Raw genomic sequence first — 25,290 nt, forward strand, 5'->3', positions numbered from 1 at the left:
AAACAATCGAATCACACGCTCAAAGTGCAGCTGGCACGTTATTGCTGCGGCGCAACCATCTTGAACCGGATATTGATGTCGTCGGAAACGACGTTATCGGCATATTCACCCTCGCCGATCTTGAAGGCGCTGCGCTTGAGCGTTAACTCGCCGACGAAAATCCCGATGGCGTTGTGTGTCGTCAGCAAGACAGGGACTTTCACCTTACGAGTAATGCCTCTGAGTGTCAGGTTGCCGATGATTGTGTATTTGTTGTCGCCGAGCGCTTTCACACCGACTGATTCAAAGGTCGCCACGGGATACGCCGCGGTATTGAACCAGGCAGGTTTTTGCAGTTCAGCGTTGGCGTCATCGCTGCCGGCATTGATGCTGTCGAGCTGGATAGTGAGCGCCGCCTTGGCCGCTGCGGGTTTGGCAGTGTCGAAATCCAGCGACGCCTTGAACTTGCCAAACGTGCCATACACCTCGGAGGCGAACTGGTTGTACGTGAAGGAGATGGTGCTGGCGGTCTGATTGACTTGGGTGTACTGGACCGCTTGGGCACAGGGCAAAAACCCAAAGATGAGCATGGCAGCCAGTACTGCAAGCCGCGGCAATCGAAACATTATGGGATTCTCCGGTCGTGGCCCCTGACTTGAGCCTGGCACCCGCACACATGGACCAGCGATAGAAGGACTAAAGCAAAGAACCACCGTTTATTCCACCTGTTGCGCAGTCTTCCGACCACCTGTCAGTTAATCCGATTCAGCGCCCGATACGCCCCTCCCAGCGGGTCTTTAATGAGGGTGGCACTCACCGTTTCGGGAAACAGACATGAAAATCGTCGTCATCGGAGGAACCGGCCTGATCGGCAGCAAGGTCTGCAAAAACCTGCAGGAACTGGGCCATGAAGCCTACGCAGCGTCACCGAGTACCGGGGTGAATGTCATCAGCGGCGAAGGGCTGACGCAGGCCCTGAAAGGCGCCGACGTGGTGGTCGACGTAGCGAACTCGCCCTCTTTCGAAGACCACGCGGCGTTGCATTTTTTTCAGACTGCCGGGCACAACCTGTTCGCGGCGGAGAAGCTCGACGGCGTCAAACATCACGTGGCCCTGTCGGTCGTCGGCACCAAACAGATGCTCAACAGTGGTTACTTCCGCGCAAAAATGGCGCAGGAAACGCTGATCAAAAAGTCGGGAATTCCCTACACCATCCTGCGGGCCACTCAATTTTTCGAATTCATCAGCGCCATCGCGTTCTCCGGTCGCGAGGACGGCGACACCATCCACTTGGCCTCGGCGGCGTTGCAGCCGGTGGCCTCGATCGACGTCGCGGCGGTACTGACAGACATTGCCTTGCAAGCACCCGGTAATCAGACCGTGGAAGTGGCCGGGCCTGAGCGGCGGCCACTGGTTGAGTTTGTTGGCGAGTATTTGCAACACATCAAGGACCCGCGCCGAACCGTCGCGGATGTCACGGTGCCTTACTTCGGTGCGCCAATCGATGACCAGTCGCTGACGCCAGGCGAGCATCCGATTCTCGGCACGACCTGGTTTAAAATCTGGCTCAACACCTGAGCATCGTCATGCTTTTTGCCAGGCCCGTTGCAACAGCCGGATGACTTCGGCGTCCGGGGTCTGGGAAAAATCCATGTACCAATGACCGATCGACATGAGCCACTCCGGGATCAGCGGGCAGATCAGCTCATCCACTTCACTGCGCAACGCCTCGACCGTCTCGGGTGGTCCCACCGGCACGGCGACCACGATACGAGCGGGCGAATGCACCCGCACTGCGTGGATCGCCGCCATCATCGAGGCGCCCGTCGCCAGGCCATCGTCGATCAGAATCACCACCTGATCCTTGAGCTGCACGGGCGGGCGGGCGCCCCGGTAAGCCTGCTCGCGCCGCAGCAGCTCCCGGGTTTCCCGTGCGACCACGGCATCGAACGTGTCCTTATCAATCGGGTGCACCCGCAATGCCTGTTCATTGAGAATCTGGATGCCGCCACTCGCGATCGCGCCCATGGCGAACTCTTCGTGGGACGGTACGCCGAGCTTGCGCACCAGCATCAGGTCGAGGCGAACGTCCAGCGCCGTGGCCACTTCATAAGCCACCGGCACACCGCCCCGGGGCAATGCGAGGACGATGACGTCCGGACGATGAGCGTAAGCGAGCAATGGCGCCACCAGACGCCGACCGGCCGCAACCCGGTCCTGCAAAACAGAGTGCGATGAGGGACTCATCTGAAAACCTCCTCAGGCGATCACGCCCGCCGGTTTCATCACGCAGTCCCCGAGAATTGTCGGCCTGACCATGGCCGACAGCAAGCGGTGCCGCTTACACCAACCGCTCGATCTTCTGATGCCGCCACACAAACCGGTAGTACGCCGTCTGCAACGCCAGCATCCCCAGGTACGCCACTGGAAACGCCATCCACACACCCTGCAAACCAAAGTGCCCGTCCAGCACATACGCTACCGGCAACTGCACCAGCACTACGCAAAAAATCGACACGGCCATCGGCACCAACACCGTACCGCTGGCGCGCATGATGCCGCCGACAATCGCCTGGAAACCAAACACCAACAGGCTCCAGAGCATGATGTGCAACAAGTGCTCGGCCATCGCCCGGGTGGAATCATCGGTCAGGAACAAGCCCAACAACCAGTGCGACAACACGTAACCCAACACCACCAAACCACCGGTCAGGCACACATTGATCAGCAGCCCCGTGCGCAAAATCGGCCCCATGCGCTCGACACGCCCTGCCCCGATCGCCTGGGCGCCGAGGATCGACGCGGTGATCGCAATCGACAGCGCCGGGAACTGCACGTAATTGACGATCTGCGTCACCGCCCCGTACGCCGCCGTCGCCTGCGAGCCGTGCTGGTTCACCAGCGCCAGAATCACCAGCTCCGACACCGACAACACCACCATCTGCAACCCGGTCGGCAGGCCAATGCGTAGCACCTTGCCAAGAATCACCAGGTCCAGCTTCATCGCCGCAAACATCTCGCGATCCGGTGCCAACGGATGCCCCTTGCGAATCAACCGCCACGCCAGCCACCCCATCGCCGACAAGTTACCCGCCAACCCGGCATACGCCGCACTCTGAATCCCCATCGGCGGCAACCCGAACCAACCGCGAATCAACGCCGGCGTCAGCGCCAACCCGATACACGTCGACACCACCAACGCAATCAGCGGCGACACCGTATCGCTGACCCCGCGCAGCAGTTGGGTGAACAGCACGTAAACCAACAGCGACGGCATGATCCACATCATCACGTGGGCATAGGCCACCGCGTCATCCAGTACATCCGCTGGCGTGCCCAACCCCTGCAAGGCGGGCCTGGCAAACACACTGCCCAACACCGCCGCCGACAGCCCGATCATGGCGCCCAGCAGCAAAGCAGTCGCAGCGATGGTTTTTACCAGATGCGGCTCACGGGCGCCCCACGCCTGACCGATGAGCACACTGGCACCCGCGCCGAGGCCAATGACCAGCGCGATGAAAAAGAAAATGATGGGAAACATGCCGGAGACCGCAGCCAGGGCCTGGGTACCGAGCATCTGGCCGATGTAGATGCTGTTGACGGTGCCCGACATGGATTGCAGGAAATTCGACAGGACCATCGGGCCAAGGAAAAGCAGGTAGGTTTTCCAGAGCGGGGTGGATTGGGTGGGGGTTTGCATTGAGTATCCGTCTCGGATGGGCGCGCGCGGGTTTGGGGGATTCTACGCCAGGGCGATTAATCAGCTATACCGCTATTCACCCCCGCAGTTTTTCAACACAGGAGCTTGGCCATGAAGCTCGCACATGCACTTACCGCCCTATTGATCGCTGCCACCCTATTCGGCTGCACCACATCATCAAAACCGGTGGTGTCCGTTTCATTGGTTGCCACGCGGCAAAACACCGGTCAGATCGGCAATGTGACGTTGGCCGACTGGGACAATAAAACCGGACTCAGTTTCTTTATCAGCGGTGTTCCCAGCGGCGGCACCCTGCCCTTGCGTCTCTATACGTTCATTTATAAAGGCAGTTGCCAACACCCTGGGGCAGTGGCCTACGCCATGAACGATCAGGTCAACACCGAACGCCAGCCCATACGCGGCTGGACGCTTTCCAGAAGCGCGCCTGTCGCCCTGTCGGTGCTGCTGGCGGGTGAGTATTCCATCGTCGTGCGAACGGCCGCGACCGATGGCAACGTAGATATCTTTTGTGGGGATATCAAACACGCTGGCGCGGCAAATCCTCCACAGTGACCGCCGATTGTTAGTCGTTTTAGCGATGAAAAAAATCACCCGACTGCTCGCGAGTTTCGATAGGCGTTTGAGTGAACTTAAATAAATGGCAGATTTTTTTTGTTTGCTACGCTTAGGGAGCGGCATCGAAGCCGAGGGTCTGTAGCCTGCAACGCAGGCGCTCACACCCAGGCATTGATCCACTCATTTCAAACCTGCCTGACCACATGGAGTTGCAATGCGCATTCCATTATTTCACGCGCTGTCAGCTGTCATTTTTTTGAGCGGATCGTTCTGCATAGCGCAGCCAGTGGATGCGGCCGTACCCGCGCCAGCGACTGCCCCCGCAGCCGCCCCGGCAAACCCGCCCAGTACGGCGCCCGCCGCGCCGCTGGCGAAAGATCCGGTGTTTACTCAGGAACAGCTGGATCAAATGCTGGCGCCCATCGCGCTTTATCCGGACCCGCTGTTGGCACAGGTGCTGATGGCCTCCACGTACCCCGGCGAAGTGGCCGAGGCGGTGACCTGGTCTAAAGCCAACCCGAAAGCCACGGGCGATGACGCGGTAAGACAAGTGGCAAACCAGCCGTGGGATCCGAGTGTTCAGGCGCTGGTCGCCTTCCCGCAGGTTCTGGTCACGCTGGGGCAGGATCCCATCTGGGTACAACGCCTGGGTGATGCGTTCCTGGCGCAGCCCGACGATGTCATGGGCGCCGTGCAACGTTTACGGCATCAGGCGCAAGCCGCAGGCAACCTGCAAAGCAACCAATATCAGAACGTGACGATTCAGAACATTCCGCCATCGGCCCCTGCCGTTGAATCAGCACCCGCCAGCAACTCGACCATCATCATTCAACCCGCGGACCCGCAGGTTGTGTACGTTCCCACCTATAACCCGACAACCACCTACGGCACCTGGCCGTATCCAGCCTCGCCGCCTGCGTACTATCCGCCTCCGCCCGCCTACTATCCCGGTCAGGCATTGATGGCCGGGCTGGCGTTTGGTACCGGTGTGGCGATCGTCGGTGCGTTGTGGGGTGAATGTGACTGGGGCAATAACGATGTCGACATCGACGTTGAGCGCTACAACAACATCAATGGCAACACTCGGATCAACGCTAATCAGAACAAGTGGCAGCATAACTCCGCTCACCGCAATGGCGTGCCTTATCGAGACAACAGGAGCCGCGAACAGTATGGCCGCCAACTGAACGGCGCCAATCAGCGTTCGGCCTATCGAGGGGACAATGCCCAGCGCGCCCAGGCGCGTGAAAACGCTCGCGGTTCAATGGACAGGGCCGGCATCGAACGCCCCGCCACCAGCAACCGTGAAGCACGTAATCAAATGCGCAAGGCCGAACCCGGTGTCTCGGCCGGCAATCGGATGCAAGCCAATGCGGACAGACCGAAAGCGGCTGACAGAGGCCAGGGCACGGCCAGAAACACCCGTGAAAATCAGCAACCGAGGAAACAGACCTCTGACGTGAAACAACGCGGACAAGGTAACGCGAAGGCGCGCCAAACCACGCAAAACCGCCCGGCCGCGACGACCGCCAACAAGGGCGCTGCCCGCAACAATGCATTTGCCGGCACGCGCTCACCGTCCCAAGTCAACGCACAAGCCAATCGTGGCCGGGCCAGCCAGGCCTCTGCCCAGCGCCCCAGTGCCTCGCGCTCCGCTGGCCACCAAGTCAGTCGACCGTCCAGTCCACCATCGCGTCAAAGAAGTGGGGGGGGCCGCCGGTGAATAACCATTCTGGAGTGAAGGCACTCATGGGTTTATTCCTTCAGGCCTTGGCGCTGACTGCCGGCCTGTCGTGGTCGTTCATGGTGATGGCGCAGCAGGAATTTCCAACACCGGAAAAGGCCGCTCAAGCGTTCGTCGAAGCACTGGGCACGAAACAAGCCGATCACAAACGGCTGGCAGAGTTGCTGGGTGAGCAATGGCGCAGTTTCATCCCTAGCCAAGGCGCGGAGCGCGAAGATGTGGACGCGTTCCTGAAGCTGTACCACGAGCAAAACACCATTGAAAAAAGCGGCGAGGACAAGGCGGTTCTGTCCGTCGGAACTAACCACTGGACACTGCCTATACCCATTGTAAAAGGCGCAAGCGGTTGGCACTTCGACACCAAGGCCGGTGGTGCCGAAATTCGTGCACGTCGAATTGGCCGCAACGAACTCGCCGCGTTGCAGTCAGTGCGGGCCTATCACGACGCCCAGATGGACTATGCATCCGTGGACCGTGACGGCGACGGCGCACTTGAGTATGCAGAGAATATTTACAGCGCCCCCGGCAAGCACGACGGACTTTATTGGCGGGACGACAATAGCGGCCAGATCAGCCCGTTGGGTCTCCAGTTCGGCAAAACCATTGCCGGTGAACCGTGGCACGGTTATCACTTCCGCATCCTTCATAGCCAGGGCCCTTCAGCACCGGGTGGCGCCTACAGCTACCTCATCGGTGACAAGATGACCCGAGGCTTTGCACTGATCGCCTGGCCGGCGAAATACAACGATACCGGCGTCATGAGTTTCATGATCAGCCATGACGGGCAGGTATTCGAGAAAGACATGGGGCCCGACAGTGAACAGCTGGCGAAGGCGATGAAGAACTTTGATCCGGATGCCAGTTGGGAAGAGGTTCCGGACAATGAAGAGTAGCCAGCATTACTGAGGCCCAATGCGAACCATCAGGAGACGGACGATGAGCAAACAACCTCAACCCCGTAGCCGCGCCAACCCGCAGCCCCGGTCCCGTCCGGTAGTGCCTGGCCTTCCTGGTAAAACCGGCAACAAGTCCGGGGGCGTGCGCGGCAACTATCCCCCCAAAAAATCGCAATGACCTCATTTTGAAGGCTGCGCTGACCAAAATCCTGCTCGGTCCCTTGCTGCTGATGCAGGGCATCTACACGCGCCGGGTAACGCCCAAGCTGCCGGAAGCCGAGGGCGAACGCCAAGGGATCACCGGCAGCGGCGATGCCTTGCGGTTGTTGATTGTCGGCGACAGCGCCGCCGCCGGGGTCGGTGCATCGACTCAGGAGGAAGCGCTCAGCGGCCAACTCGTCAGGCTATTGGCCAAAGATTACCGGGTCTGCTGGAAACTCTGGGCCAGGTCCGGTCTCGATACGCAAGCGCTGCTGGAGCTGCTTGAAGCGCATTCGCCGGAACACTTCGATGTGGTGCTGTTGTCTATTGGCGTCAACGATGTCACCAGCACGTTGGCGACAGATCAGTGGATCGCCCGGCAACAACGGTTGATGAGCCTGTTGCGTAGCCAGTACGCGGCGAAGCTGATCGTGGTGTCCCCTCTTCCACCCATGCACCTGTTTCCCGCACTGCCGCAACCGCTGCGCTGGTACCTGGGGCTGCGGGCCAGTGGATTCAACGCACACCTTGCCGACCTGGCCGGGCGAACGGAGGGATGCACACTGCTGACCACCCGGTTGGCCCCCGTGGCCGGTTCGATGGCGCGGGATGGTTTCCATCCGGGACCTGCGATATACAGTCAGTGGGCGCAGGATGCGGCGGTGGTCATTGACCAACAACGGCGCCAATCCGCGCCCCTCCATGTCGCAGAACACACAATAAAAATACAGGAGTAAAAATGTCCGAACTGAACCTGCACCCCAACGCCGCTGAGTCCTTGAAGCAATGGCACGACATGATCCGCACGAGGGACTTGAGTACCCTGCCCGGTTTGCTGGACGCAAATGCTGTGTTCCGCTCGCCGATGGCGCACACGCCTTATCCGGGCGCGGCCGTGGTCTCGATGATTCTCAACACGGTCGTCAAGGTCTTTGAGGACTTTGCCTACCACCGCGAACTGTCGACGGCGGACGGGTTGAACGTCGTTCTGGAGTTCAGCGCCAAGGTTGGCGAAAAACAGATCAAGGGCATCGACATGATCCGGTTCAACGAACAGGGGAAAATCGTTGAGTTTGAGGTGATGGTCCGGCCCCTGAGCGGTTTGCAGGCCTTGGGCGAGCAAATGGGACAGCGCCTGGGTGCTTATCTGGCGGCCAATAAAGGCTGATCGTTGGCGAGGCGTTGGGGTAATCGACAGCAAGCCCGGCCTGACACGCCGGGCTTTTTCGTGCGCAAAAAAATTCAGACCCCACTTAAAGCGGCTGCCGAACCTGTGTTACATAAGTCCTGATTGTGAATCCTGCGCCCAATGAGGTTTGCCCATGCTCCACGCCCTTCGCTTGCCGCAACTGCTGACCGCTGCCTTGCTCGGCTCACTCGCTTGCGGCGCCCAGGCCGGTACGCCATCGCCGGCACCTGCCAGCTTGTTACCGCTGCTGGAGACGATCAATGAGCGCTTGAACATTGCGGACCTCGTGGCACTGACCAAATGGGACAGTCGCAAACCGATCCAGGATACGGCCCGGGAAGCTCAGGTCATCGACAGTGCCAGGAAGACGGCCGAAAGCCAGAAACTGAACCCGCAGGACGTCGCCGACTTGATCGCCGCGCAGATCGAAGCCAACAAACTGGTGCAGTACGGCCTGCTCGCTCAATGGCGCGCGGCGGACAGGGCACCGGACACTCCTCGGCCGGACCTCGTCAATCAAATCAGGCCTCGGCTGGATGAGCTGCAAAACCGCCTGCTGCAGCAATACGCCGACTTCGTGCCCTATCGCAATGACCCCGACTGCCCGGACTGGCTGGGGATCGAGCGAGCGGGCCTGATCAAGGATCAACTGCATGGACAGGCTCTGATCCGCGCCACTGGCGAGTTGTGTGTCGTGGATCAATGACCGGGCAACCGACGATTCGAGGCAACCATTGCTTGTGTCAATAGTCACCATTAACTCAATGAAGTTCTCTTAAAAAATCCGCGGCGTAACATCGGCTCCAGACCAAACAACTACACCCCGGAGCACACAATCATGAAACGCCAAACCCTTCTCAGCATCGCTTTCTCGGTTTTCGCAGTTAACGCTTTTGCCGCTACCTCTGCTCAACCTGTCGTCGCTGAAGGCGGCTCGGATCGTCTGATTGAAAGCCGTGTGGCTGAAGGGGGTTCGGATCGTTTGATCGAGAATCGCGTCGCCGCTGATGGCTCCGACCGTTTGATCGAAAACCGCGTTGCCGCTGATGGCTCCGACCGTCTGATCGAAAACCGCGTTGCCGCTGATGGTTCCGACCGTCTGATCGAAAACCGCGTCGCTGCTGATGGTTCCGACCGTCTGATCGAAAACCGCGTTGCCGCTGATGGTTCCGACCGTCTTATCGAAAACCGCGTCGCTGCTGATGGTTCCGACCGTCTGATGCAAAACCGCGTTGCCGAAGGTGGCTCCGACCGTCTGATCGAAAGCCGCGCTGCATAAATGCGGGGTTCTACCGCGGTACTCAAAGAAAAGCCCGGCCTTATCAGCCGGGCTTTTTCGTGCACAAAACAAATCTCGCGTTCTGATCGTTCCCACGCTCTGCGTGGGAATGCAGCCCGGGGCGCTCCGCGTCCCTCCAAAGCCGAACGCGGATCGTCCGTCGAGGCATTCCCACGCAGAGCGTAGGAACGATCCAACGATCCATAAATCCAAACCGATTACTGTTTGGTGCCCGGCAGCAGTTCGAAGTCTGGGGTAAACGGCGTCATGGCGGCCATCAACTGCTGGAAGGGTTTGTGATCGCCTTCGAGGGTGGCTTTACCACTCGCAACGAGTTGAGCAAGGCTGGTTTGCCTTGCCATCACACCTTCGAGCGCAGCGCGATCAAGGGTAATTGTCAGATCAGGATGTTTGGCCTGCTGCCCCTTGATGTTAGTCAGGGTCGAATTGCTCAACTCCACCACAAACTCTTCCCCGTTGTCTGGCGTCTTGAGATTCATCACAAAGTGTTGGTCCGCGACTTTGCTGCCGTCCAGGGCGATGCCAAGGTACTCGAGCCACAACTCCGTACTCATGCCACGGATCATGTCTGGCCCGGCGGTTTTTGGTGGTACGCCCTTGGGCATGCCATTGCGTAGTTCATTCGCAGCCGCAAGGAAACTGTTGCGTACACCGGCACTTTCCTTCTGATAGCCAACCTGTTCATAGACGTCCGCCAGCAAGTCCTTGGCCTGGGTGTTTTGTGGTTCGGCATACACCAGCTTATTGAGGATTTCGTATGCTTCGCGGTATTTGCCCTGATCGAACAAGGCCTTGCCCTTGGTCATGATCTTGTCTGCGCCCCCCATCATTTCCACATAGAGCGGCGCCGAATCCTTCGGTGACAGCGGCATCAGCGTGGCCGGGTTGGCATCCCAGTAACCCAGGTAGCGGTTGATTACGGCCCGGCTGTTGTGCTCTTCCGAACCGTGATAGCTATGAGTCGCCCAGTTGTTTTTAAGGCTGTCGGGCAACGTGTAGACGTTATGAATCTCGTTGATGGTGACGCCTTCGTTGGCAGCATGCAGTACGGCGTTGTTCAGGTTGGCGTAAGCATCGCGTTGCGCGCGCATGACGTCCTGAATTCGCTCATTGCCCCAACGTGGCCAACTGTGGGCGGCAAACATGACGTCGGCCTGTTGCCCGTAGCGATACAAGGCGTTGTTGATGTTCTTCGACCACACCAGCGGATCGCGAACCAGCGCACCGCGCAACGTGTAGATGTTATGGATCGTGCCGACAATATTTTCGGCGGCCCAGAACGCTTTGAATTGCGGAAACCAGGTGTTCATTTCCGCCGGGGCTTCGGTACCGGGGGTGCTCTGGAATTCCATTTCTACACCGTCAATGGTCACGGTCTCGAAATCTTTTTCAATGTAGCGATTGGGCTCGATCAGGCCCATGTTGCCAATGGAGGCATTTTTACCAATCGCCATGTCGACATGGCCATTGGGGCTATGCGGCAACATCAAACCATACTGGAAGTAGGCGCGGCGACTCATGGCATTACCGGCGTAGACGTTTTCCGCCACGGCATGCTCCATAAAGCCTTTCGGGGCGATCAGCGGAACCTTGCCACTGCGGATATCCGCCTCATCGACGACACCGCGGATGCCGCCAAAATGATCGGCATGGGAATGGGAAATGACGACCGCTACCACCGGGCGCTTGCCGATTTTTTCGTTGATGAAATCCAGGGCGGCCTTGGCGGTTTCCTTGGACATCAGGGTGTCGAAGACGATCCAGCCGGTATCGCCCTTGATGAAGGTGATGTTGGCCAGGTCAAAGCCGCGCACCTGATAGATCTTGTCCGGCACCACTTCGTACAAACCATAGGCCATGTTCAGTTCGGCCTGACGCTGCAAGGACGGGTTGATGCTGTCGTAATCCTTGCCGTCCAGAAGGAAGTCGTAGCTGCCCATGTTCCAGGCAACATTCCCGGCTTCGGCCATGATCTTTTTATAGGACGGTGCGGCGATGAAGCCTTTTTTCGCCTCTTCAAAATCGCGCTTGTCAGAAAACGGCAGTGACTTGCGCAGACCTTTTTGCAGTTCGACCGTGTAGGTGGAAGGCGGCTTGCCTTTGTTATCGAAATGGCCGTTTTGCGTCGTGGCCGGGACAGGACTTGCGCCGTTTGCATCGGCTGCAAAAACGCTGGGGCTGAAACTGCTGCCCAGCGTGATTGCCAGTGCCAGATGAAGGGTCTTGTTGTACATGAAATGTTCCTTCGCCTAAGGGGGGTCAAAGGCATGAATGCCAATGATTGCGCGGGGTTCCGTGTGCTGGATACGAGGTCAACTTGACCCGTCGGCGTATGAATAGCATATTGATCTGATTACGAAAAATTCCATTTTGTCGATATTCGATAACATAAAGGTTATGTAATGACACCACGCCGTCTGCGCCAGTTTTTGGCATTGATCGAACATGCCCACTTTGGTCGGGCCGCCAAGGCGTTAGGGGTTTCGCAGCCGGCGCTGAGCAAAAGCATCCAGTTGCTGGAGAATGAACTCGGGGTCACGTTGTTCGACCGGCGCACGGAAGGCGTCGTGTTGACGGCGTTTGGTCAGTTGCTTCGGGAAAAGAGCCAGCGCCTGTTGATGGCGCAAGAGGATCTGGTTCGCGACATGGCCTTGCTGACAGGTGGCGATATCGGTGCGTTGAAAGTTGCGCTGGGCCCCTACCCCAGCATCAGCAGCGGGTATGCCAGCATCGCCCGATTGCATGCGCGGCATCCACACATCAAAGTCACGGCCCATGTCGCGGGCTGGCGTGACGTGGCCCTTCAGGTTGCCACCGGGGCGGTGGACCTGGGGATCGCCGAAATCAGTACGTTGCAAGGCCGGGAAGAATTCACCTGTGAACTGGTGGGTGAACATGAGGGGCGCCTGTTTTGCCGCCCCGGGCATCCGTTGCTCACGCAAAAGCGTTCGTTGAAGTTGGCGCAAACACTCGATTACCCGTGGGTGGCCTCGCGTATCCCGTTGCGGGTCGCCAGCCATTTACTGCCCGCCACATTGGGCTGCGCCGGCACTTATGACGCAGTGAATGGCGATTTTGTACCGGCCATTGAAATAGATGTGCCGATGCAAATTACGGCGTTCGTAGAGAACAGTAATGCCTTGGCCTTAGGCAACTTATCAAGCTTTGAACAGGCGTTCAGGACGGGGGAATTAGTACCCTTGCCCCTCCAGGACCTCGCACTACGCACCCATTACGGTTTCATCTACCTCAAGTCGCGCTCGCTACCTCCCGTTGTAGAGCTTTACATGAGGGAAGTGAGGGCGATGGAAGAAGAACTTCGTCAGCGTGAAAGCCTTTTAGCCAAGATATAGATGGCGTGAATTAAGGGTCGCAATTTGCGACCACCCAACAACAGAGGGGGCGATTGATAGCCGAACTTCTCCGAAAATAAGTGAATGGGAATGCAACGCCGCTTTAATGAGCTATACCCAGTATTCCCCCTGCACTTATTCCATAACTGGAGATTGACAATGAATCACTGCACCCCTCTGGCAGCGGTACTGGTCATGGCAAGTCTCTTCGGCTGCACCACTTCCTCAAATCATTCAATGAACCTTCCTCTGGCAGCCACCCACCAAAACATGGGCCAGATCGGCAACACCACATTGACCGCCGTGGGCGATAAAACCAACTTTGATTTCTACATCAGCGGCGTTCCAACCGGCACTAACTTGCCACCGCGCATCTACACATTCGTCAATAAAGGCAGCTGCAAGCAACCCGGCACAGTCGCCTATGCGATGAACGACAAGGTCAACACCGAGCACAATACAGGTACCAATGGCTGGATGTTTTACAGAAGCGCTCCGATCAAATTGCCAGACTTGCTTGCCGGCAAATACTCCGTTCTCGTGCGCACTGCGCCCGAGGATGGCAACGTCGATATTTTCTGTGGCGATGTGGCACAAGCGAAGCCATGACGCAGCCAGGGGTTTTGTGAGTCGGAAAATCGGCTCATCGGGTGATTGCCTTGCTGTCGTATTCCTGGAGGTTGTTACACGCCCTCCAAAACATCGCAATCACCACGTCCAACCCCAAAAACCGCACTAGACTCCTTTCTGCGCCTTAAGTTGTGCAGTGTCATGCAGTAAGGGGGGAAATGATTCTGCCCGCAGTACCAGGCTCATTCCTCGGTGATCAAGGCACCGAGAGTCATTGTTGTTGCGCACTACCCAATTGCCAACATCATGAAACTACGAGGATTGCTGGTATGCAAAACCTATCGGATCGCTTCAAGTTGTCTGTCGCATTCGCCGCACTTATGTCACTGAACGGACTCGCCCACGCCGCTCAAACGGAAAAAACCAACATCCTGTTTATCGTCTCCGACGACACCGGTTACGGCGACCTCGGCCCCTATGGCGGTGGTGTCGGCCGGGGCATGCCGACGCCCAGCATCGATGAGCTGGCGGCAGAAGGCGTCACCTTTTACTCCTTTTATGCGCAACCCAGTTGCACGCCTGGCCGGGCAGCCATGCAAACCGGGCGCATCCCCAACCGTAGCGGCATGACCACCGTGGCCTTCCAGGGCCAGGGCGGCGGCTTGCCTGCCGCCGAATGGACGCTGGCATCGGTGCTGAAAACCGGTGGCTACGACACCTATTTCACCGGCAAATGGCACTTGGGTGAAGCCGACTATGCCCTGCCCAATGCACAAGGCTATGACGTGATGAAATACGTCGGCCTGTATCACCTCAATGCCTACACCTACGCCGACCCTACCTGGTTCCCCGACATGGACCCGGAAACCCGCGCGATGTTTGAAAAGGTGACCAAGGGCGCGTTGTCCGGCAAGGCGGGCGAAAAACCGGTCGAAGAATTCAAGATCAACGGCCAGTACGTCGACACGCCCGTCGTGGATGGCAAACCCGGCGTGGTCGGCATTCCGTTCTTTGACAACTATGTGGAAAAAGCCGCACTGGAGTTTCTCGACACCGCGGCCAAGTCGGACAAGCCGTTTTTCATCAACATCAACTTCATGAAAGTGCACCAGCCGAACTTGCCAGCACCGGAGTTCATTCATAAGTCCATGTCCAAGTCCAAGTACGCCGACTCTGTGGTCGAGCTCGATACCCACATCGGTCGCATCATGGACAAGCTCAAGGCACTCGGCATGGATAAGAACACGCTGGTGGTTTACACCACGGACAACGGGGCCTGGCAGGATGTTTATCCGGATGCCGGCTACACCCCGTTCCGCGGGACCAAAGGTACCGTGCGTGAGGGCGGTAACCGGGTACCGGCCATTGCCGTCTGGCCAGACAAGATCAAGCCGGACACGAAAAATCACGAGATTCTCGGTGGCCTGGATTTGATGGCGACATTCGCTTCTGTTGCCGGCGTGAAGCTGCCCGAGAAAGATCGCGAGGGTCAGCCGATCATCTTCGACAGTTACGACATGACGCCAGTTCTCACCGGCAAAGGCCCCTCTCCACGCAAAGAGTGGTTCTACTTCACCGAGAACGAATTGTCCCCGGGTGCGGCCCGTGTTGGAAACTATAAGGCCGTGTTCAACCTGCGGGGCGATGATGGCGCGCAAACCGGTGGTCTGGCGGTGGACTCCAACCTGGGCTGGAAAGGCGCCGTAAAATATGTGGCCACGGTGCCGCAAGTCTTTGACTTGTGGCAAGACCCGCAAGAGCGCTATGACCTGTTCATGAACAACTTTACCGAGCGTACCTGGACGATGGTGCCGATCAGCCAGGCGATATCCAAGCTCATGCAGACCTATGTCAAATACCCGCCTCGCAAGATGCAAAGCATGACCTATGACGGACCGATCGAGTTGTCCCAGTATCAAAAATTCCAGTCGGTTCGCGAGGAATTGCAGAAAGAAGGCATTAACCTGCCAATGCCAGCCGGCAACTAGTTAGTCAGGCACGGCGGTTCATACATGGAAGGATAATCAGGGTGGCGCTTACTTTGGAAACAACAGCGTAAACGCCACCCTGAACCCCCAGCCCTCAGCGCCATCTTTCGGGCTGTCAGCCCAATAACGCGGTCCAACTTGCACGGTCATGGGTTGATGACCCACTTTGAACAACTGGGTGACCGACAGGTTGATCGGCACGGACCATTCACGGGTCTGCCAATCGTAGGTGGATTCGGTGTTGATGCCGAAGGTGGTGTAGGTGTGGGTGGTGTAGCTGAAAAACGGTTGCAGGAACGTCGCGTTGACCTTTTCCTTGTCATCGGGTGGGCTGTTTTCCAGTGACCAGATGTGATTGGCCAATATTCCGCGGGTCCAGCCATTGCTCTGTTTTAGGAGCACCACCGTAGGGCCTAACCCCCATTGCTCATTGCTCAAAAGATCATTGCTGCCGGTCGGCACCAGAATGGCCGGTCCCACCCCCCATATCCAGCCATTCGCGGTTGGTTTTTGGGGTGAGAAAAAGAAGCTCTGGGTCACATCACCGGCTCCGGATTTATCTGCCTGCCCGCCAGGCACCAGACCATGCTGATCAATGATCGGCAGGATGGTCCGCGATATCAGGTTCCACTCGTCATTGAGGCTGAATGGCAGCACCGGCTGGATGTTGGTTACGCTTTGGTAACCCTCGCCACTCGGGCCGAGTTTCTGGTTCCAGTTGTACTGAATCGGTAGGCTGTACAGCGCGGCGACGGGATTCAGTGTTTGCTTGGCCAGTTCGGCCTGACTATCGTCAGGGAAACCGGTTTGTGGCCAAACCACCACACACGCCAGAACAGGAGCCAGTTGAAAGCGTTTATTCATCAGAACCTCGTATCAGAAATCGGGAACCGACCTCTCCCCAATCAAGGTGAATGACCTGTAACCCAATTAGCTTAGTTGAGATTTTTCTGAGTGTTTTTGCGACGAGTGACGCTCGCGTTCCATCTTTATTCAGCGTGGGCACGAGCGTTACGGAGCGCTGTCAGGTCGTGCGTTGATTCACCAGCACCCGGAACGCGGCCACCCTTTGATCATCGCACGCTGATAATCCCCCTCCTCTATTGATCGAGGAGGCCACCGTCTACCAAGGAAAAACGATGCGGCTTCTGTTGCTCTGCCTGTTCAGCCTGCTGGCTGCCTGCCAATCCCATCACGTCTCGCCGCCCCCGGCGCCCATCGCCCCGCAAGGACGGGACCATGCCGACCTTGGCGCCATCCGCGAACTCGCCACCGGTCGAACGCTGACACCACAGGAACTGGTCGAACGTCTCGCCGTTGCGCCGCGTGTGCTGGTCGGCGAACAGCATGACAATCCGGATCACCACGCCCTGCAATTGTGGCTGTTGCGTGAGCTGGCGATTCAACGCCCTCAGGGCAGCCTGCTGATGGAAATGCTCAATCCCGATCAGCAAACCAGGGTCGACGCGGCGCAAACCGCCACCCGTGCCGGGCAACCACCGGCCGACGCGTTCAAGGCGCTGGCCTGGCAGGCCAATTGGGACTGGAGCGTCTACGGCGCGCTGGTCACTTACGCGCTGCGCCAACCCTATCCGCTGCTGGCGGCCAACCTGGACAGGGCGCAAATCATGCAAATCTACAAACAGCGCCCGGCACTCACGGGTACAGCGTCCACCACGAAAGCCGTGCAAGCCACCTTGCTGGCGAATATCAGAGAGTCCCATTGCGGATTGCTGCCTGAAGCGCAAATGCCCGCGATGCTCGCCGTGCAACAGCAGCGTGACCGACGCATGGCCGAACACCTGATGGCTGCACCGACACCGGCGCTGTTACTGGCCGGGGCTTTCCATGTGCGCAAGGATCTGGGCGTGCCACTGCACCTGACGGACCTCGGCGCTGGCGAAGGCAACGCGGTGCTGATCCTGGCTGAGGCGGGCAAGACGGTGACCGTCGAGCAAGCGGATTACGTGTGGTATAGCGCTGCACAACCGGAACAGGACTATTGCGCGACGTTGCGCCGTTGAAGATCGGCTAGCGTCAGGCACAAGCCTGGCAGCCTGTCGAACAGCGAGGGGCTCCGTGGACTACTCCTCAAAACGCCCGGCGGCCTCACGGTCGTGCTCATATCGCCGCGTAAGCGCAAACACCGGCAACCAGGACTCGCGCCGAACGGTCCAGCTTTCGTAGGTTGGCGTCAGTTGGTCAGGGGCATCCAGGGAACCCAGGTTGACTTCGACCTCGTCGGCGGTGCGGGCGAAAACCGACGAACCGCAGCGAGGGCAGAAAAACCTCCCGGCGTAATCGCGCGTTTCGCCCTCGATCGTCACCGCCTCCTGAGGGAATATCGCGCAGGCATTAAAAAGCGCCCCATGATGCTTGCGGCAATCGAGGCAGTGACAAAGGCCCACCCGGTATGGGCGCCCTGAAGCCACAATCCTGACGTTGCCGCACAGGCAACCACCGGTGAATCGGTCCATGTTGCACCTCCTCGTCAATCACGCGGTTGGAACGGCCCTTTAAAAATAGCAGCGATCCAGTCTGGGGTCGTTTCACGACTTTTCAGCGTTTTTCATCGAATCGATCCCACTGAATCAGGTGTTTTCACAGCACCGGCGCAGGCGTGGCGGTTTACTGCAGACCTAAGCTTCCGGCGCGTGTCCGGAGCGGTTGTCGCAGGAGAGACCATGAGTCTGGAACGTCTGAGCAAACTCATTTCGGCAGGATTTGGCATGGCGGTGATTGCTTGCCTGCTGACCCTGTCCCTGGATGAGTATTACGGTGCCCAAGCCGCGCGCGCCACGGATCGACGGCACCAGACCATCACCGCCGTTGCCCGAATGGCGACCCTCAACCGTGAACTGACCCAACTGGCGCGCCTGTATGTCGGCACGGGCGACGAGCTGTTTCTCACCCAATACAACGAAAAGTGGCAAAAAGGCCGGACTTTCCACGACACCAAACTGGAGCTTCAAGCCGTCGGACTGAATGATCAGGAAGCCCGATTGCTGGCGACAGTCGAGGACATGGATCTCAGGCAAACGAGCATGGAGCGCCTTGCGATGAAACAAAGTTTTCATCGAGGCGGTCCGACACAGCTTGCAAGCACCACTTACATCAATACCGAGTGGAATTTTGCCGACGCGCTGAATCAACTGACCACCTCGACGACCCAACGTTTTAATAGCGACTTCGAGGCCGCGCGAAACAAAGCCCAGTTGGCCAGCCACATCAATGTCTTGATGCAATTGATCACATTGGGCGCAGGTCTATTGGCATTTCTGGTGGTCCTGCGTCGCCAGTTGATGATCCCGTTGTTGCGTCTTTCCGAGCGCATGCGCCGCCTGCACGCCGGCGAAGCCCTTGGTGAGCCGGCGCAGCGCCAGGGGCTTGCTGAAGTCGTGGCGCTGGCCGAGGCATTCGATGCCTATGTCGACGTCAATGAAGAGCTGCACCGACAGCACTGGGTCAAGGGGCACCTCGGCGAGCTGGTCCAAGCGTTGCAGTTGTGCACCAGTCGGGAGGCATTCGCCGCAACGTTGCAGCAAAAGCTGGGCGAGTGCCTGGGTTGCAAGGCGATTTTGCTATTCGATGCTGAGTCCTTCGACATGCCGGCAGGCCACTTGCACTACAGTTTGCCACTGCAGCAGGACGGGCAGCAGCTGGCGAGCCTTGAACTCGATTTTGCCCATCGCCCGGATTGCGCTCAGCTCCAGTTGCTCGACACCCTGCCCAACCGACTCGCCACGCTCCTGAATTTGCTGGATCAGAGCACGCACAATCAGCGATTGCTGCACCAGGCCCACCTGCAGGCCCGGCTGCTGGAGCGCCAGGCGCTGATTCTGCAACAACGCCAACAGTCGCTGGAAGCCACTGAGGGCTGGTATCGCAGCATCGTCGAGTTTGCCCCCAAAGCACTGCTGGTGTTCGACGAGGGCGGCGTGATCCTCGCCAACCAGGAAAGCGAAGCAACCTTTGGTTATGCCCCCGGCACCTTGCTTGGCCAGAGTTACCGCGCGCTGGTGCCGGACAGCCAGCTCGAGACCGTTGATCGCATGCTTGAGCGAGTGCACCTGAACAAGGTGCTCGACACCGCCGAAGTGATTGCGCGGCGAGCCGATGGCAGTGAGTTTCCCGCTGAGTTGCGCCTGTGCCTGCTGCCCGTGCGCGAGGATCGTGGGCAATGCCTGTGCATTGCGATACGCGATCTCAGCCAGCGTAAAGCCGAAGAGCGCTGCCTGCGTGAAGCGCATGAGCAGCAGCAGGCCATTGTCGGCTCGGCGCCCTATGGCATTGCACTCGTACAGGGTGGATTGATCGCACAGGCCAATTCGCGTCTGGACGAATTGCTGGGTTACGCACCCGGTGAGCAACTGCAGCGTTCCCCGCTGATCTGGCTGGATCAGGTCATTTCGGCGCAAACAGTGCAGACACTGGAAGCACAGATTCGCGAGGCGCTGGACCGTGGCGAAATCTATCAGCAGCAGCTGCAACTGCGTCGCAAGGACGCCCGATGCTTCTGGGCCAGCGTCAGTGCGCGAGCCATCACGTCCGCAAACAACTCCCGAGGCTCGATCTGGATCATCGAAGACATTTCCGCCCAGCACGCCGCGGCGAACGAGATGCAGCAGGCGCGGCAACTGGCCGAAGACAGTGCGCGTATCAAGGCTGAGTTCCTGGCCAACATGAGTCACGAGATTCGCACGCCGATGAACGCCATCATTGGCATGACACACCTGACCTTGAGGACGGAGCTGAACGAATCTCAACGCGACTACTTGAACAAGGTACAGAGCTCCAGCCGCCATTTGCTGGGCGTGCTTGACGATATTCTGGATTTTTCCAAGATCGAGGCCGGCAAGCTTCAACTGGAGGTCCGCGACTTCAGCCTGACCCAACTGCTGGAGGAAGCCCTTGACCAGGTACGTGCGCGTATTGCCGATAAAGGCCTGGATGTGCGGCTCAACATGGGGGCGGACGTACCCGATCGCGTGTGTGGCGATCCGCTGCGACTGCGGCAGATATTACTCAACTACCTGAGTAATGCGGTGAAATTCACCGAACGTGGGCAGATCCGTATTGAAGTCAGTCTGCGCCAGGCCGCCGCCGATGACGCCTTGCTTTGCTTCAGCGTGAGCGATACCGGCATCGGCCTGTCGTCCGAGCAGTTGAAACACATGTTCCAGAGCTTCCAGCAGGCCGATGCCTCCACCACACGACGCTTTGGTGGCACGGGCCTGGGGCTGGCCATCGCCAAACAGCTGTCCGAGTTGATGGGCGGCCAGGTGGGTGTTCAGAGCGTGCTGGGGGAAGGCAGTCATTTCTGGTTTGAGGTGCGCCTGTTGTTGGCCCGCAACACGGTCATTGAAGGCCTGTGCGCAGCGGAGCATCACAGCGACTGGCAGGCGACCGAAGGGACCCGCGTTTTACTGGTGGAAGACAACGAGTTAAACCAGCAAGTGGCCACCGAATTTCTGCGGGCGGCCGGTTGTCGGGTCGAAATCGCGACGGATGGCCGCCAGGCGCTGGATCGATTGGCCGAGGAGCGCTACGACCTGGTGTTCATGGACATGCAGATGCCGGTGCTCGATGGTCTGACGGCCACCCGCCTGCTGCGTCGGTTGCCCGGCATGGACACACTGCCCGTCATTGCCATTACCGCCAATGCGAGCCAGCGTGATCAAGACGCTTGTCTGGCAGCCGGCATGAATGACTTTGTCAGCAAACCCTTCGAACCGCAGACGCTCTACGCGGTGTTGCGTCGCTGGCAGCCTGAGACATCGGTCCAGCCTGCGTGCGAGGCGGAGCTGGCGCCGCTGGCAACGCAGAGTTGCGCCGAGGCGAGCTTCAAACTCGACGGCGTGGACACGGTTGCGGGCCTGCGACGGGTACTGGGCCGGCACACTCTGTATGCGAATTTGCTGCGCAGTTACCAGACCCACCAGAGCCACTTGCTCAAGCAGTTACGCACGGCGTTGATGCAGGGTGACCTGGCTAAAGCCGAACTGTTGGCCCATAGCTGCAAAGGCGTGTCAGCGACCATCGGTGCCGACATCGTCGCGCAGGCGGCAAACGAGTTGGAGCAAGCACTTCGCACAAAGCGCCCCAATGAAGCGCTGCAAATCGCTCTTCAGGCATTGTCTGAACCCTTGGAAGCCCTGCTGAGGCAAATGCGGGAGCGGTTGCCCGGTGAAATCGAGACGGCACCGACAGCGGTCGACTACGTCGAGTTACGACGGATCTGCCGACATCTCGAAACCCTGCTGAGTGATTTTGATGCGCAGGCAGTGCCCTATTTGTCCTCAAATGCGGGTGTATTGCGAGGCGCGTTCGCGCAACGCTTCCAGCCACTGGACGACGCGGTGAAACGTTTCGATTTTGAGCGGGCGCAGGTCTGTCTGAAGGAGGCGATGCAGGCGGTGGAACCCGCGCAATGAACGAATAGAAACGTTGAGGCAACACGCACTTCATGACCTCAAAAGCAGGCTGTTCAGAAGTTTTCAGCGTTTTTCAGCACCCGGCGGAAAAGGCTCAGTCCATTTCAGAGCAGAGGTGCAAGTGGCATGCGTTACTGAAAGTACTTTATCGACACATCCGTGACTGCCGTCACAAGGAAACCCCGTGAACAGCTCAACCCAAAGACCCATCGTGCTGGTGGTCGACGATGTGCCGGCCAATCTGCAGCTGATCAGTGAGCTGTTGCGTGAGCTTTATCACGTACGAATTGCTACCAGCGGTGCCCAGGCCTTGAAGATCGTCGATCGGACGATACCCGACCTGATTCTGCTGGATGTGATGATGCCCGAAATGGACGGCTATGAGGTTTGTCGTCGTCTCCAGCAGAATCCGCAGACACGTGATGTGCCGGTGATGTTTCTGAGCGCCAGGATTCAGCACGAGGATGAGTGCCAGGGTTTCGGACTGGGAGCTGCCGACTATCTGTTCAAGCCGATCAATCCAGCCATTCTGCTCGCACGGGTGCAGACACAGTTGCGCCTCAAGGCGACGACGGACCTGTTGCGTTCGCACAATGCCTACCTCGACCAGGAAGTCCTGGCGCGAACCCGTGAGCTGCAGGCCACCCATGACGTGACCATCCTGGCCCTTGCCTCGCTGGCCGAGACTCGCGACAACGAGACAGGCAACCACCTGCGGCGCACACAGCACTATGTTCGGCTATTGGCAGAAAAATTAAGCGAACACCCGCGATTCAGCGCGCATCTGGATGATCAAAGCATTGAGTTGATATTCAAGTCGGCGCCGCTGCACGATATCGGCAAGGTCGGTATTGCTGACCATATCCTGCTCAAACCGGGGCGCTTTGAACCCGCCGAGTTCGAAATCATGAAGACCCACGCCCAGCTGGGTTACCAGGCCCTGGTACATGCCGAGGAACTGTTGGGCGCGCAGGTGCCGTTCCTGCGCATCGCCAAGGAAATTGCCCTGTGTCACCACGAAAAATGGGATGGCAGCGGTTATCCCAATGGCCTGGCCCGTGACGCCATTCCTGTCAGCGCCCGCTTGATGGCAGTTGCCGATGTCTACGACGCGGTCATCAGCCGACGGGTATACAAGTCGCAGATGTGCCACGAGAAGGCATTCGCGATCATCTGCGAGGGTGCCGGACGGCATTTTGATCCGGATGTGGTGGCCGCCTTCATCGACCTGGAAAAAGAGTTTGAGCGGATCGCCGAGCGCTATGCCGACGCCCCTGCCGAGGATGCCCTTGAGGCCTTGGCCGGGTAGACCACTGGCAAACAACGACTGAGCTCGCCACCTATTCAGCGCAGAGGTTGGCCAAAGCAAGGAATGGCCGCTTAACTCTAGAAGCCAACGACACGAATCCGACTTGTCTTCTTGCCACGCACGGAAGCTCGCCATGGGCCAACTGCTGATTGATGAACACTTGGTGTTCGACGAGAACAACTTCCTGTTGTTTCGTGTCGACGCCGCCAATGAGGAGCCTTTGCGCCTGGGTGCAATCGCCAGCCGATGCCTGGCCATGCTGCTCAGGTCCGGGGGTTCTGTGGTTCGCAAGCGCGAACTGATGGCCGGGGCATGGGGACAATACGGGCTGGAAGTGACCGACAACAGCCTGGCCCAGGTGGTCCGCCAATTGCGGCTGGCGCTGGAAAAACTGCAGCCTGATCGAGAATTCATCCAGACCTTGCCACGCATCGGCTACAAGCTTGCCGACGGGGTGACAGTCGAAGAGTTGACTGCGCACCCGAAACCGGCGCTGCCATCATGCACGATGGTCACTGGCAACGAAGCCCCCCTGCCCCTTGAGCCTGCTGTATCGGCCATCGCTGATACAGAGGGAGAAGCTGGCGAACCGCCTTCGATCAAGCCAATCCCTGCCTCAACGGATCCCGCTCCCGGTCCGATACCTACGTCTGCGATTGCAACCCCAAGGCGTTGGCACTTGTGGCTCGCATTACCCGTGTGGGGAGCCTGTGCATTTGTGCTGGGAAGAATCTGGCTGGCACCGCCGCTTGAAGTGGAACCGCCAGCGTTCGCCGCTCCCGTAACGATGGATGATGTGCTCGTGCACTTGCCCACTCAGGACGTACAGCCGCCAGTGGCGCCCCACTTGCAATTGATGGTCGAGAACAGTCGAAAACTGGCGGGGATTCTAGGTCTTTCGACGCAAAACATGCACCTGTACTTGTTACCGTCGCGTCGGGGAGCCGATCAGATTCTCTGCGATGGCGCGCTGGAAACGGCGAGCAGTCGCTGCATCGGTGTACAACAACATGACTAGACGCGCCGCCATCTCAGCTTGGTGCCTGGCCTTCGTCGTCGTGGGGCTTTTGGGTGTTGCACTGGGACGCCTGACGGGCGAGCACAAGGCCAACCTGGACTTCTGGTGCACCGGGGAGAGCGCGCATCAAGTGCCCTCGGCATTGCCTGCTGCGTGGCTGACGACGCGCTTCAGACTGGACTTGAGGCCCACCGGGCTCAGTCACATGCGCATGGTGGCCCAACTGATCGATACCGGCTCCGGTGCTGAAATTGACACCCTGCGCCGCAATAGTGCCTTTAGGGTGCAACAACAGGGACACCGCTTGCAGGTCACTGTCGTACGGAGCGCCAAGGGCGAAGCGGACAGCGCAACGCCTGAGCTGGCGGGGACACTCGGCCTGTTTATCTTCCGCTCGGACACCAGCGTGAGTTACTGGATGCGCTCGCTGTCACAGACGCGTTACCTGTTCGATGATGGCAACGACATGTTCATTCTGTGCAGCAAACGATGACAGCGATAAACGCCCCATACCCGCTAAACCGATCTAAAGGCAGGCGCGAGAGCGTCTAATCTTTGAAAGGAAGGACACGCCTTCAGCCTCTTGATCGGGGGAAACGCAATGACCAAAACAGCAGCGCGCCAATGCGGGTCATGGGTTCTCCCCTGCCTGCTCGCCATCAGCCTGGCGCTGACGGCGGGATGTTCAGGTAAACACTCCAGGGACCCCTATCAGGTCGCCGGCTCAAATTGCTACGCAAAATCGCTCCCCACAGCTGGCGAGGGCGGCCTGGCCTGGGGCGCCACCTTGAACATTGCTCAGCAAAAATCCATGAACAACTGCATGCGCTATGCCGGCCGGTCCGGGGGCACGCCCAACACCTGCCAAGTGGTGGTGTCGGAGTGCAAAAACCAATAGCGTGAACACGGCGCAACACTCCACGTCAGCGCCGTGAACCTGTCATGAAATGAAAAAAAACTGTCGCCGAATGTACGGCTGTCCACCCGAAAAAACGCGTAGAACGAATCGCGAGCTGAATCGGTGCCACGCTGA

23 protein-coding genes are annotated in these 25,290 nt (G+C 58.6%); 17 read left to right on the forward strand and 6 right to left on the reverse strand.

Annotated elements, in window-relative coordinates:
- Window positions 1-38: 38 nt before the first annotated feature.
- Entirely contained in the window at window positions 39-608 is a 570-nt protein-coding gene (locus tag C7534_RS19200) for a YceI family protein (protein WP_109786763.1), read from the reverse strand.
- A gap of 205 nt (window positions 609-813) precedes the next feature.
- On the opposite strand from C7534_RS19200, the gene C7534_RS19205 reads away from it, so the two are divergent.
- Window positions 814-1,557 carry an SDR family oxidoreductase gene (locus C7534_RS19205; RefSeq protein WP_109786683.1) on the forward strand — a complete coding sequence of 248 codons (744 nt, stop codon included), beginning with the start codon at window positions 814-816 and terminating at the stop codon, window positions 1,555-1,557.
- A 6-nt stretch (window positions 1,558-1,563) separates the two neighbouring features.
- On the opposite strand, the gene C7534_RS19210 is transcribed toward C7534_RS19205, so the two are convergent.
- Both C7534_RS19210 and C7534_RS19215 read right to left on the reverse strand, forming a co-directional pair.
- Window positions 1,564-2,226, reverse strand: a complete 663-nt coding sequence (locus C7534_RS19210) for a phosphoribosyltransferase (RefSeq protein WP_046030362.1) — start codon at window positions 2,224-2,226, stop codon at window positions 1,564-1,566.
- A 94-nt stretch (window positions 2,227-2,320) separates the two neighbouring features.
- Window positions 2,321-3,679 (reverse strand): MATE family efflux transporter, encoded by a 1,359-nt coding sequence (locus C7534_RS19215; protein ID WP_109786684.1) that lies wholly within the window; start codon window positions 3,677-3,679, stop codon window positions 2,321-2,323.
- 111 nt (window positions 3,680-3,790) lie between these two features.
- Between C7534_RS19215 and C7534_RS19220 the strand changes: the two genes are divergently transcribed.
- The 7 genes from C7534_RS19220 (at window position 3,791) to C7534_RS19250 (ending at window position 9,564) form a co-directional block, all read left to right on the forward strand.
- Complete coding sequence (locus C7534_RS19220; RefSeq protein ID WP_109786685.1) at window positions 3,791-4,252, forward strand: hypothetical protein; 462 nt, start codon at window positions 3,791-3,793, stop codon at window positions 4,250-4,252.
- A 217-nt stretch (window positions 4,253-4,469) separates the two neighbouring features.
- Entirely contained in the window at window positions 4,470-5,978 is a 1,509-nt protein-coding gene (locus C7534_RS19225; RefSeq protein ID WP_109786686.1) for a DUF3300 domain-containing protein, read from the forward strand.
- 26 nt (window positions 5,979-6,004) lie between these two features.
- Window positions 6,005-6,892, forward strand: a complete 888-nt coding sequence (locus C7534_RS19230) for a DUF2950 domain-containing protein (protein WP_109786687.1) — start codon at window positions 6,005-6,007, stop codon at window positions 6,890-6,892.
- Between the two features lie 233 nt (window positions 6,893-7,125).
- Window positions 7,126-7,833: an SGNH/GDSL hydrolase family protein gene (locus C7534_RS19235; protein WP_046030586.1), complete on the forward strand. Its 708-nt coding sequence runs from the start codon at window positions 7,126-7,128 to the stop codon at window positions 7,831-7,833.
- 2 nt (window positions 7,834-7,835) lie between these two features.
- On the forward strand, window positions 7,836-8,264 hold the full coding sequence (locus C7534_RS19240) for a nuclear transport factor 2 family protein (RefSeq protein WP_109786688.1): 429 nt from the start codon (window positions 7,836-7,838) through the stop codon (window positions 8,262-8,264).
- Between the two features lie 154 nt (window positions 8,265-8,418).
- Window positions 8,419-8,991, forward strand: coding sequence for a chorismate mutase (locus C7534_RS19245; protein WP_109786689.1), 573 nt, complete (start codon window positions 8,419-8,421; stop codon window positions 8,989-8,991).
- A gap of 132 nt (window positions 8,992-9,123) precedes the next feature.
- Window positions 9,124-9,564, forward strand: coding sequence for a phage infection protein (locus C7534_RS19250; RefSeq protein WP_109786690.1), 441 nt, complete (start codon window positions 9,124-9,126; stop codon window positions 9,562-9,564).
- Window positions 9,565-9,782: 218 nt separating this feature from the next.
- Here C7534_RS19250 and C7534_RS19255 read toward each other — a convergent pair whose 3' ends face one another.
- Window positions 9,783-11,819 carry an alkyl/aryl-sulfatase gene (locus C7534_RS19255; RefSeq protein WP_109786691.1) on the reverse strand — a complete coding sequence of 679 codons (2,037 nt, stop codon included), beginning with the start codon at window positions 11,817-11,819 and terminating at the stop codon, window positions 9,783-9,785.
- Between the two features lie 168 nt (window positions 11,820-11,987).
- Between C7534_RS19255 and C7534_RS19260 the strand changes: the two genes are divergently transcribed.
- The 3 genes from C7534_RS19260 (at window position 11,988) to C7534_RS19270 (ending at window position 15,496) form a co-directional block, all read left to right on the forward strand.
- Window positions 11,988-12,938: a LysR family transcriptional regulator gene (locus tag C7534_RS19260; protein WP_109786692.1), complete on the forward strand. Its 951-nt coding sequence runs from the start codon at window positions 11,988-11,990 to the stop codon at window positions 12,936-12,938.
- 159 nt (window positions 12,939-13,097) lie between these two features.
- Complete coding sequence (locus C7534_RS19265; protein WP_109786693.1) at window positions 13,098-13,547, forward strand: hypothetical protein; 450 nt, start codon at window positions 13,098-13,100, stop codon at window positions 13,545-13,547.
- Window positions 13,548-13,837: 290 nt separating this feature from the next.
- A complete protein-coding gene (locus C7534_RS19270) occupies window positions 13,838-15,496 on the forward strand; it encodes an arylsulfatase (protein ID WP_109786694.1) in 1,659 nt (552 codons plus the stop codon).
- A gap of 48 nt (window positions 15,497-15,544) precedes the next feature.
- Here the strand turns inward: C7534_RS19270 and C7534_RS19275 are convergent, their stop codons facing one another.
- On the reverse strand, window positions 15,545-16,360 hold the full coding sequence (locus C7534_RS19275; RefSeq protein WP_109786695.1) for a hypothetical protein: 816 nt from the start codon (window positions 16,358-16,360) through the stop codon (window positions 15,545-15,547).
- Window positions 16,361-16,635: 275 nt separating this feature from the next.
- Between C7534_RS19275 and C7534_RS19280 the strand changes: the two genes are divergently transcribed.
- A complete protein-coding gene (locus C7534_RS19280) occupies window positions 16,636-17,520 on the forward strand; it encodes a ChaN family lipoprotein (RefSeq protein WP_109786696.1) in 885 nt (294 codons plus the stop codon).
- Between the two features lie 60 nt (window positions 17,521-17,580).
- Here the strand turns inward: C7534_RS19280 and C7534_RS19285 are convergent, their stop codons facing one another.
- On the reverse strand, window positions 17,581-17,973 hold the full coding sequence (locus tag C7534_RS19285) for a GFA family protein (protein WP_109786697.1): 393 nt from the start codon (window positions 17,971-17,973) through the stop codon (window positions 17,581-17,583).
- Window positions 17,974-18,180: 207 nt separating this feature from the next.
- Between C7534_RS19285 and C7534_RS19290 the strand changes: the two genes are divergently transcribed.
- The 5 genes from C7534_RS19290 (at window position 18,181) to C7534_RS19310 (ending at window position 25,155) form a co-directional block, all read left to right on the forward strand.
- A complete protein-coding gene (locus tag C7534_RS19290) occupies window positions 18,181-21,930 on the forward strand; it encodes a PAS domain-containing hybrid sensor histidine kinase/response regulator (protein WP_109786698.1) in 3,750 nt (1,249 codons plus the stop codon).
- Window positions 21,931-22,114: 184 nt separating this feature from the next.
- Window positions 22,115-23,239, forward strand: a complete 1,125-nt coding sequence (locus tag C7534_RS19295) for a response regulator (protein ID WP_256594783.1) — start codon at window positions 22,115-22,117, stop codon at window positions 23,237-23,239.
- Window positions 23,240-23,372: 133 nt separating this feature from the next.
- Complete coding sequence (locus C7534_RS19300; protein ID WP_109786700.1) at window positions 23,373-24,257, forward strand: transcriptional regulator; 885 nt, start codon at window positions 23,373-23,375, stop codon at window positions 24,255-24,257.
- Window positions 24,250-24,750, forward strand: a complete 501-nt coding sequence (locus C7534_RS19305) for a hypothetical protein (RefSeq protein WP_109786701.1) — start codon at window positions 24,250-24,252, stop codon at window positions 24,748-24,750. Before C7534_RS19300 ends, C7534_RS19305 begins: the two co-directional genes overlap by 8 nt.
- A gap of 108 nt (window positions 24,751-24,858) precedes the next feature.
- On the forward strand, window positions 24,859-25,155 hold the full coding sequence (locus tag C7534_RS19310) for a hypothetical protein (protein WP_109786702.1): 297 nt from the start codon (window positions 24,859-24,861) through the stop codon (window positions 25,153-25,155).
- The last annotated feature ends 135 nt before the right edge of the window (window positions 25,156-25,290 follow it).

The organism is Pseudomonas sp. OV226, assembly GCF_003148705.1.
Classification (GTDB): Bacteria; Pseudomonadota; Gammaproteobacteria; order Pseudomonadales; family Pseudomonadaceae; genus Aquipseudomonas.